Here is an 8,965-nt window from a genome sequence, read left to right on the forward strand (position 1 = left end):
CCGTTCCGCTGACGGTGGCGGGCCGGGTATGGGCAGCGCCCTCCACCGATGCGCGGCTGTTGGTGGTGTTTCTGCGCGGCGCCTATGATGCGGCCAATGTCCTCGTGCCCATCGCCAGCGACTTCTATTACAGTTCGCGGCCGACGCTCGGCATCGCCAGGCCCGATGCCGGCAATCCGAATGCGGCGCTGTCGCTTGGCGCCGAGTGGGGGCTGCATCCGGCCCTGCGCGACAGCATCTTGCCGTTGTGGGCGAAGCGGGAAATCGCCTTCGTCCCTTTTGCCGGCACCTCCGACGACCTGACCCGCAGCCACTTCGAGACCCAGGACACCATTGAACTCGGACAATCCGTCGGCGGCTCGCGCGATTATCGCTCGGGCTTCATGAGCCGGCTCGCGACTGAACTGGCGCGCGCCAGGCCGATCGCCTTCACCGACCAGCTGCCGCTGATCTTTCGCGGCAAGTCGCAGATGCCGAACATCGGGCTGAACAGCGTCGGCAAGCCCGGCGTCGACGATCGCCAGGCGCAACTGATCCAGAAGATGTACGCGCAGAGCGATCTGGCGGCCGCGGTTTCCGAAGGATTCAAGATTCGCGACGACGTCTACCGCTCGATCTCGGAAGAAATGACCGCGGCCAATCGCGGCGCGGTTTCGCCTCGCGGTTTTGAATTATCGGCGCGGCGCATCGGCCGGCTGATGCGCGAGCAGTTCAATCTTGGCTTCGTCGATGTCGGCGGCTGGGACACCCATGTCAACCAGGGCGCGGCGTCAGGTTATCTCGCCGACCGCCTCGGCGAACTCGGAAGGGCTCTGGCAGGTTATTCCGAAGAAATCGGTCCCGCCGGATGGCGCGACACGGTCGTCGTCGTGATTTCCGAGTTCGGCCGCACCTTTCGCGAGAACGGCAACCACGGCACCGATCACGGCCACGGCAGCGTCTACTGGGTGATGGGCGGCGGCATCAATGGCGGCCGCATCGCCGGCGAACAGGTCAGGATTGACCAGGCCCATCTGTTCCAGGACCGCGACTATCCGGTTTTGACCGACTATCGCGCGTTATTCGCCGGCCTGTTCCAGCGCATCTACGGGTTGGACGGTGCCAGCCTGCAGCGGATCTTTGCCGGCGTCCATCCGGCGGAATTGGGCTTGGTGTGAGGTGCGTGGAGCCGAACCTCGGCCGCGTCCGTTGACCGACGGCGCGCACCATCGCTACACCGTAGCGCGGTCATAGCGTTGGCGCTGGCCCACGGGTTGGGGGACGTCGACGGCGGCCTTGAGCGTCAGCCGGTCTGACGCTGGTCCTCACGCTCGTCGGTTTTTCGCGCTTCCGGATTAGCGCTCAACTGAGATCCGGCCTTCAGCACGTGTTGCTGATAGGCTTTGGCATCCTCGGCGAGCAGTTCCGTCGCTCGCGTGAGCCAGTTCTGATATTCATGGAGCATATCGGTCGGCGTCGCGGCTTCGCCGATATGCTTGGCCGCCTCCACCGCTGCCTGGATGCCCCGATGACGCCGGGCAAACCAGCCGTCGGAAAATTCCTTGATACCGTCGAGTGTGGTTGCCTGGTACTCCCAGAACTTGGCCCCCATGGGCGCGTAGGCCTTCAATGCGACCGCTGGCTGAAGGATGTGAGGAAATAACGTCACGTTATCGCTCATGACCGTTCTCCTTTGGGTTGGCTGCTGACGGGTGTTGGAGCAAACCAAAATAATCTTCTGGGTCCAAACCTGGTGTTCAATATTGCTCAGCTCCAGAAGAATTTGGCTGCGCTGGTTCCAATTGCTCTTTGAACCGGGGGACAGTCGTCTGGCTGTTGCAAAGCGCGTCGATAATTTGTGCCGAAAGCAGTTATCATTGCCGTCAGCCCGGTTTATCTGATGTGGAAGCCATCATAGGATTACCGCAAGCCTGCCGCCTCTCGACCGAATCGGTTTCTTCACATGGATGCCACATCGAGCGAAGATCCAACCCTGCCAGCCGGCGATGCGCGGCAACCCCCGCAGGGCGCTCTGCCCGTGCTCGGTCTGTCGGCACTCGGTATTGTGTTCGGCGATATCGGCACCAGCCCGCTTTACACCTTCAAGACCATCCTTGGCACCACCGCGGCTTCGCCAGACGCCGGCACCGTGCTCGGCGCGCTGTCGCTCGTGCTGTGGACGCTGTTCATCATCACCACGATAAAATATGTCTCGTTCGCGATGCGCGTCGACAATGACGGCGAGGGCGGCATTCTGGCCCTGATGGCGCTGCTCGGCGTCAAGAAGCAGCATCGGCCGACCATCGTGGCGTTCGGCCTGTTCGGGGCGGCGCTGATCTATGGGGACGGCGCCATCACCCCGGCGATCTCGGTATTGTCGGCGCTGGAAGGGCTGGAGATGGTGACCTCGGCCGTGCAGCCCTATGTGGTCCCCGTCGCGGTTGCGATCCTGCTCGCCTTGTTTGCGATCCAGTCGAAGGGAACCGCAACCATCGGTCATTGGTTTGGACCGATCATGCTGGTCTGGTTCCTCGCCATGGCGGCGATGGGGATTTTTGGAATCGTGCAGCATCCTTCCGTTTTCCTCGCGCTCAATCCCATCTACGGCCTGTCCTATTTGTTTTCGAACGGCGCCACCGGCTTCCTGGTGCTGGGCGCGGTCTTTCTCTGCGTCACCGGCGCCGAGGCGCTCTATGCGGATATGGGCCATTTCGGCAGTGGACCGATCAAGCTCGCCTGGTTCGCGGTGGTCTTTCCGAGCCTGATCCTGAACTATGCCGGGCAGGCGGCGCTCGTGCTGCAGGGCGCGCCGACCGACGGGAATATCTTCTTTCGGCTCTGTCCCGGAGCTCTCTTGATCCCGCTGATCGTACTGGCGACGGTCGCGACCATCATCGCCAGCCAGTCGATCATCACGGGCGCGTTCTCGATGACCCGGCAGGCGATCCAGCTCGGCTGGTTGCCCCGGCTTTCGATCAAGCAGACCTCATCGGAAGGCTACGGCCAGATCTATGTCGGCGTCGTCAACTGGCTGTTGATGCTCGTGACCGTCGCGCTGACCATCGGCTTCGGCAAATCCGACAACCTCGCGGCCGCCTACGGCATCGCGGTTTCGCTGACGATGCTGGTGACCTCGGCGCTGTTGTTTATCGCGATGCGCGAGATCTGGCGCTGGAGCCTGTTCGCCGCCGGCACCGTTGCCGCCTGCTTCCTCGTTGTCGACAGCGCCTTCTTCCTGGCCAATCTCACCAAGATCGCGGAGGGCGGGTATGTGCCGCTGCTGCTCGCGGTCTGCGTCTATGGCCTGATGTGGATCTGGCACCGCGGCGCCGCCGCGGTCACGACGCGCATGCATGAGGCGCTGATCCCGGTATCGGACTTCATGGCGGAGATCGCCAAAAAGAAGATACCGCGGGTTCCCGGCACCGCGGTATTCCTGACCCGCACCGAACGCGATACGCCGCCGGTCATGGTCTGGCATGTCACGCATAACCGCGCTTTGCATGAGCATATCTTCGTGCTGCGCGTCGAAATCCTGTCGGTGCCATGGGTGTCCGCGGGCAACCGCATTGCAATCGCGCAGGTGGCGCCGAATTACTGGCGCGCCGATGCGCGTTTCGGCTTCATGGAGCGTCCGCATATTCCGGACCTGCTCGCGACCAGCCGGTCGCTGGGTTGCACCATCGACCTCAGCGACGTCACCTACTATGTCGGCCACGAGACGGTGGTCGGCCGCGAGGACGGCAAGGGCCTGCCAGCCTGGCAGGAGCGAGTGTTCGCCGTCATGGAGCGCAACGCAACCCATGTCAGCGACTTCTTCAGCCTGCCCAACGATCAGGTCGTCGAGATTGGGCGGCAGGTGGCGATCTGATTTGGGGGCTGGCCGCCCCCAGCACGACTTCAAGTCATCATCAACATCCTGCCCCGCCAGCGGGGCAGGGAATGCACGCGCCCTTCAATAATGCGGATCGTACATCTGCGACTGAATGTAGGCGAGCAGATCCTTCGGCGCTTGGCCTGTCGCCAGACCGCGGCGGTAGGCGACCTCGGCAACGGCCGCGCCGATATGGGCGGAGACTTCACGGATCCGCGGCAGCGCCGGATAGAGGCTGCCCTGTTCGATGTCGGCGGCGCTGACGAGCTGCGCCAGCGTGCGCGCGGCCGCCATGAACATCTCGTCGGTGACGAGCCGGCTGCCGCTTGCGATTGCGCCAAGCCCGACACCGGGGAAGATGTAGGAATTGTTGCCCTGGCGCGGCACGTAGGTCCTGCCTTCGAGTTTGACCGGATCGTAGGGGCTGCCGCAGGCGAACAGCGCGCGGCCGGACGTCAGACGGTAAGCTTCCTCGGCGCTGCATTCCGCCTTCGAGGTCGGATTGGACAGCGCGAACACGATCGGCCGGTCGTTGATATCGGCCATGGTGCGCAGCACCTCCGGCGTGAAGGCGCCACCGACCGCGGCGACACCGATGATCGCGGTCGGCTTGAGGGTGCGGATCGCGGTCGGGAAGTCGCCGACCAGCGCCTGATCCTGGGCATAGCGAAGCTTGTGCTCGGTGAGATCGTTCCTGGCTTTGACGACGAGGCCGCGCGAATCCACCAGCCAGTTGCGGCTGATGGCCTCGGCTTCGGAACTACCCTCGGCCACCATGGCGGAGACCACGAGATCGGCGATGCCGGTTGCGGCCTCTCCCGCGCCGAGGAACAACAGCCGCTGCTCGCCGAGCTTGCCGCCGGTGACGCGCAGCGCCGAAAGCAAGCCCGCCAGCGCCACCGCCGCCGTACCCTGAATATCGTCGTTGAACACGCAGATCTTGTCGCGGTACTTGTGCAGCAGGCGGAATGCACTGTGATTGGCGAAATCCTCGAACTGGATCAGGACGCCGGGAAAAACTTTTCTCGCGGCCGTGATGAATTCGTCGACGAACTCATCATAGGCCGTGCCGCTCAGACGTTTCTGCTGCAGGCCAATATAATAGGGGTCGCTCAGGAGGGCTTCGTTGTTGGTGCCGACATCGAGCATCACCGGCAGGCACATTTCCGGATGGATGCCGGCGCAGGCGGAGTAAAGCGAGAGTTTCCCGACCGGAATGCCCATGCCATGGGCGCCGAGATCGCCGAGCCCGAGGATGCGCTCGCCGTCGGTGACGACGATCAGCTTGGCGGGATACGGCCAGTTGGCCAGAAGCTCGGCGATGCGGCCGCGATCGTTGGCGCCGATGAAGAGGCCGCGCGGCTGCTGGAAGATCAGGCCGAATCGCTGGCAGGCGAGCCCCACCGTCGGCGTGTAGATCAGCGGCTGGATTTCGTCGATGTTGTCGCACACGACGCGGAAGAACAACGTTTCATTGCGGTCATGCAGCGAGTTGAGCGCGACGAATTTTTCGAGGTCGCTCGGAAGGTTGCGCAGATTGATAAGGACCTTCTCGGCCTGGGCTTGCAGCGTCAGCATGTGCGCGGGCAGGAAGCCGCGCAATCCGAGCGCGTCGCGCTCCGCTTCGGTGAAGGCCGTGCCCTTGTTGAGCAGCGGATCGCGCAACAACGCCATACCCTGCGGTGAGTTGAATGAAGGCACTGAACGGGCGCTCAGTCGGTCAGGCACGCTCATGGCATTTCCCCCAAGCCGGCTGCTTATTTGCGATGCAGCCTGGCGAAGCTTATGGCAAAGGGCCTTGACCGAGATCAAGGACAAAAGCTGCTGCGACTGCTTCCGCCGCGCTGCAGCATGACGCCGCACCGGTCCGAATCGCTGCCAGCCGTGCGCTGCCTTCAAAAATAACGTTTTGGTGCGGGAACCCAAGCCGGCGACTGACGTTTCGTCATCGCGCCAACCTGTGTCGGCGCGGCGGGGATGATTGTGTCCAAGGTTGAACTTCCAGGAACTGTTGTCAGCCGCGGAGCGGCGGAAAAGCAGCGGCTTTTCCTCGGCCGCAGCGAGCTTGCCGGCCTGATGCAGCGCTTCGACTGGGCCAGCACGCCAATTGGTCCGCCGGAGCTCTGGCCGCAAGGCCTGAAGACCGCCGTGCGTATCATGCTGACATCGCAGCAGCCGATCTGGATCGGCTGGGGCACCGAGTTGATCTACCTCTACAACGATCCCTACAAGTCGATCATCGGTGGCAAGCATCCGTGGGCGATCGGACAGCCGGCCTCGGTGGTCTGGCGCGAGATCTGGGGCGACATTGCGCCGCTGCTGGCCAAGGCCATGGGCGGTGACGAGGGCACCTATGTCGAGGCCCAGCTCCTGATCATGGAGCGCAATGGTTTCCCGGAAGAGACCTATTACACCTTTTCCTACAGCCCGATTCCGTCCGACGATGGCTCGCCGGGCGGCATCTTTTGCGCCAACACCGACGATACAAAGCGCGTCATCAGCGAACGTCAGCTGGCGCTGCTGCGTGAACTGGCGAGCAGTGCTGCGGAAGCGCGCAGCGTGCAACAGGCCTGCGCGCGCAGCGCCAAGGCGCTGATGACCGATCCGAGGGATCTGCCGTTCGCGATGATCTACATGATCGAACCCGGCAGCGATGTCGCCCATCTTGCCGCGCTGTCGGGCATCGGCGAAGGCCATCCTGCGGTCAAGCCGACCTTGCAGCTCGACGCCGGCGCAACATGGCCGGTGGCGGAGGTGCTGCAACAACATAGTCCGCGCCTTGTTTCCAAGCTGCCCGAAACCTTCGGATGCGACTTTCCGAGTGGAGGGTGGCGCCAGCCTCCCAACCAGGCCGTCGTTCTGCCGCTGTTGACGAGCGGCGAGGCTGGCCGCTCCGGCATCGTGATTGCAGGCCTCAATCCTTTCCGTCCCTATGACGAAGGCTACGCCGGCTTCCTTGATCTGGTGGCGGGTCAAATCACGGCGGCGATCAATAATGGCGACGCCTACGAGGAAGAGCGCCGCCGCGCCGAGGCGCTGGCCGAGATCGATCGCGCCAAGACGACGTTCTTCTCGAATATCAGTCATGAATTTCGCACCCCCCTGACGCTGATGCTCGGCCCGCTCGAAGAGCTGCTGGAGCGACCCCAGGGGCTGATGGTCTTCGATGATCGGGCGCAGCTTCGTACCGTGCACCGCAACGGCATGCGGCTGTTGAAGCTCGTCAACACCTTGCTCGACTTTTCCAGGATCGAAGCCGGACGCCTCAACGCCAGTTTCGAGCCGGTCGACCTTGCTGCCCTCGCCGCCGAGCTCGCCTCAAACTTCCGCTCGGCCACCGACAGAGCGGGCTTGCGGCTGACAATCGATGCGCCACCGCTGTCCCAGGCGGTCTACGTCGATCGCGACATGTTCGAAAAGATCGTGCTCAATCTGCTTTCGAACGCCTTCAAATTTACCCTGGAGGGCGAGATCGGCGTCACGGTCAGGGCCGCGGCGGACGGCGGCCACGCCGAAATCGCGGTGCGCGATACCGGGACCGGTATTCCGCCCGCTGAACTGCCATACGTGTTCGAGCGATTCAAGCGGGTGGAGGGCGCGCGCGGACGCTCGTTCGAGGGCAGCGGCATCGGCCTGGCGCTGGTGCATGAACTGGTGAAGTTGCACGGTGGCGCCATCGCCGTCGAAAGCCAACTCGATCGCGGCAGCGTCTTCACCGTCAGCATACCGTTCGGAACCTCGCATCTGCCGGCAGACCGCCCCGGCGCATCGCCCGCGCAAGTCTCGACCAATGTTCGCGCCCAGGCCTACCTTGAAGAAGCCATGGGTTGGCTTGAGGGCGGCTCGACCATCGAACTGTCGCACCCATCGTCCGCGGAAGATCTCGGTCTCATGGCCTCCGGCGCCGGCGCGGGCAGGCATCGGATCCTGCTCGTCGACGACAATCCCGATATGCGAGATTATGTGCGCCGCCTGCTCGCAGAACAATATGAGGTGGAGGCCGTCGGCGACGGCCGGGCCGCGCTCGAAGCGGCGTGGCGGCGGCGTCCGGATCTGGTGCTGAGCGACATCATGATGCCGCGGCTCGACGGCTTCAGCCTGCTCAAGGCGCTGCGCAGTGACGGCGAACTCGGGGATGTGCCGGTGATCTTCCTGTCGGCGCGCGCCGGCGAGGAGGCCAAGGTGGAGGGGCTGGAGGCGGGCGCCGATGATTATCTGAGCAAGCCGTTCAGCGCGCGCGAGTTGCTCGCCCGCGTCCGCGCCAATATCGACATGGCGACCCTGCGGCGCGAAGCCGTGCGGATCGAGAATGAGCTGCGCCTGGAGGCGCAGATGGCGCAGGAGCGCGCCGAAGGCATTCTGGCCAGCATCAATGATGGATTTTTTGCCCTCGATCGCGACTGGCGCTTCGCCTATGTCAACGCCGCCGCGGAACGCATGCTGTCGCGATCGGCGCGGGAGCTGATCGGCAAGGATTATTGGCAGGAATTTCCGACCAGCCACGGCACCGCTGTCGAGGCCAAATACCGCCGCGCCATGGCTGAGCGCGAGGGCGCGGCGTTCGAGCACTACTCCGTGGCGTGGCAGCGCTGGTTCGATATTCGCGTCTATCCCGCCAGAGGCGAGGGCATCTCGGTCTATTTTCAGGACATCACCGAGAGAAAGCGGGCCGAAGAAGCCTTGCGCGGCCTGAACGAGAGGCTGGAGGCGCAGGTTTCCGAGCGCACCGCGGAGCTGCGGGCCAAGGAAGCGCGGTTACGCACGATCTTCGCCACCAGCTATACCTATCAGGGCCTGCTCGCGACCGACGGCACGCTGCTGGACGCCAATGCCACTTCGCTCTCCGGCATCGATGCGACACTGGACCAGGTGGTCGGCAGGCCATTTTGGCAGACGCCATGGTTTTCGGGCACGCCTGATATGCCCGAAGCGGTCAGGGCGGCCATTTCACTGGTTGCCGGCGGCGAAACCGTGCGTCGGGAGATCCATGTCAAGCTTCCGGTGGGCGGATGGCGCTGGTTCGACTTTCAGATGCGCCCGGTTCGCGATGTCCAGGGCAATGTGGTTGCGATCGTGCCCGAGGCTGTCGAACTCACCGAGCGGCGCCAGGCC

At 63.7% G+C, this 8,965-nt stretch carries 5 protein-coding genes; 3 read left to right on the forward strand and 2 right to left on the reverse strand.

Going from position 1 to position 8,965, the window contains the following annotated elements:
* Positions 1–8 precede the first annotated feature (8 nt).
* On the forward strand, positions 9–1,157 hold the full coding sequence (locus tag ABSG20_RS22445; RefSeq protein ID WP_423866711.1) for a DUF1501 domain-containing protein: 1,149 nt from the start codon (positions 9–11) through the stop codon (positions 1,155–1,157).
* A 125-nt stretch (positions 1,158–1,282) separates the two neighbouring features.
* Here the strand turns inward: ABSG20_RS22445 and ABSG20_RS22450 are convergent, their stop codons facing one another.
* On the reverse strand, positions 1,283–1,660 hold the full coding sequence (locus tag ABSG20_RS22450; protein ID WP_423866708.1) for a hypothetical protein: 378 nt from the start codon (positions 1,658–1,660) through the stop codon (positions 1,283–1,285).
* Between the two features lie 282 nt (positions 1,661–1,942).
* Between ABSG20_RS22450 and ABSG20_RS22455 the strand changes: the two genes are divergently transcribed.
* Entirely contained in the window at positions 1,943–3,850 is a 1,908-nt protein-coding gene (locus ABSG20_RS22455; RefSeq protein WP_423866709.1) for a potassium transporter Kup, read from the forward strand.
* A gap of 84 nt (positions 3,851–3,934) precedes the next feature.
* On the opposite strand, the gene ABSG20_RS22460 is transcribed toward ABSG20_RS22455, so the two are convergent.
* Complete coding sequence (locus ABSG20_RS22460) at positions 3,935–5,527, reverse strand: NAD-dependent malic enzyme (RefSeq protein ID WP_423866712.1); 1,593 nt, start codon at positions 5,525–5,527, stop codon at positions 3,935–3,937.
* 309 nt (positions 5,528–5,836) lie between these two features.
* Here ABSG20_RS22460 and ABSG20_RS22465 point away from each other — a divergent pair.
* Positions 5,837–8,965, forward strand: a 3,129-nt coding sequence (locus tag ABSG20_RS22465; protein WP_423866710.1) for a PAS domain-containing protein, incomplete at its 3' end; no start/stop codon positions are given.

It is taken from the genome of Bradyrhizobium sp., assembly GCF_049512235.1.
In the GTDB taxonomy this organism is placed as follows: domain Bacteria; phylum Pseudomonadota; class Alphaproteobacteria; order Rhizobiales; family Xanthobacteraceae; genus Bradyrhizobium.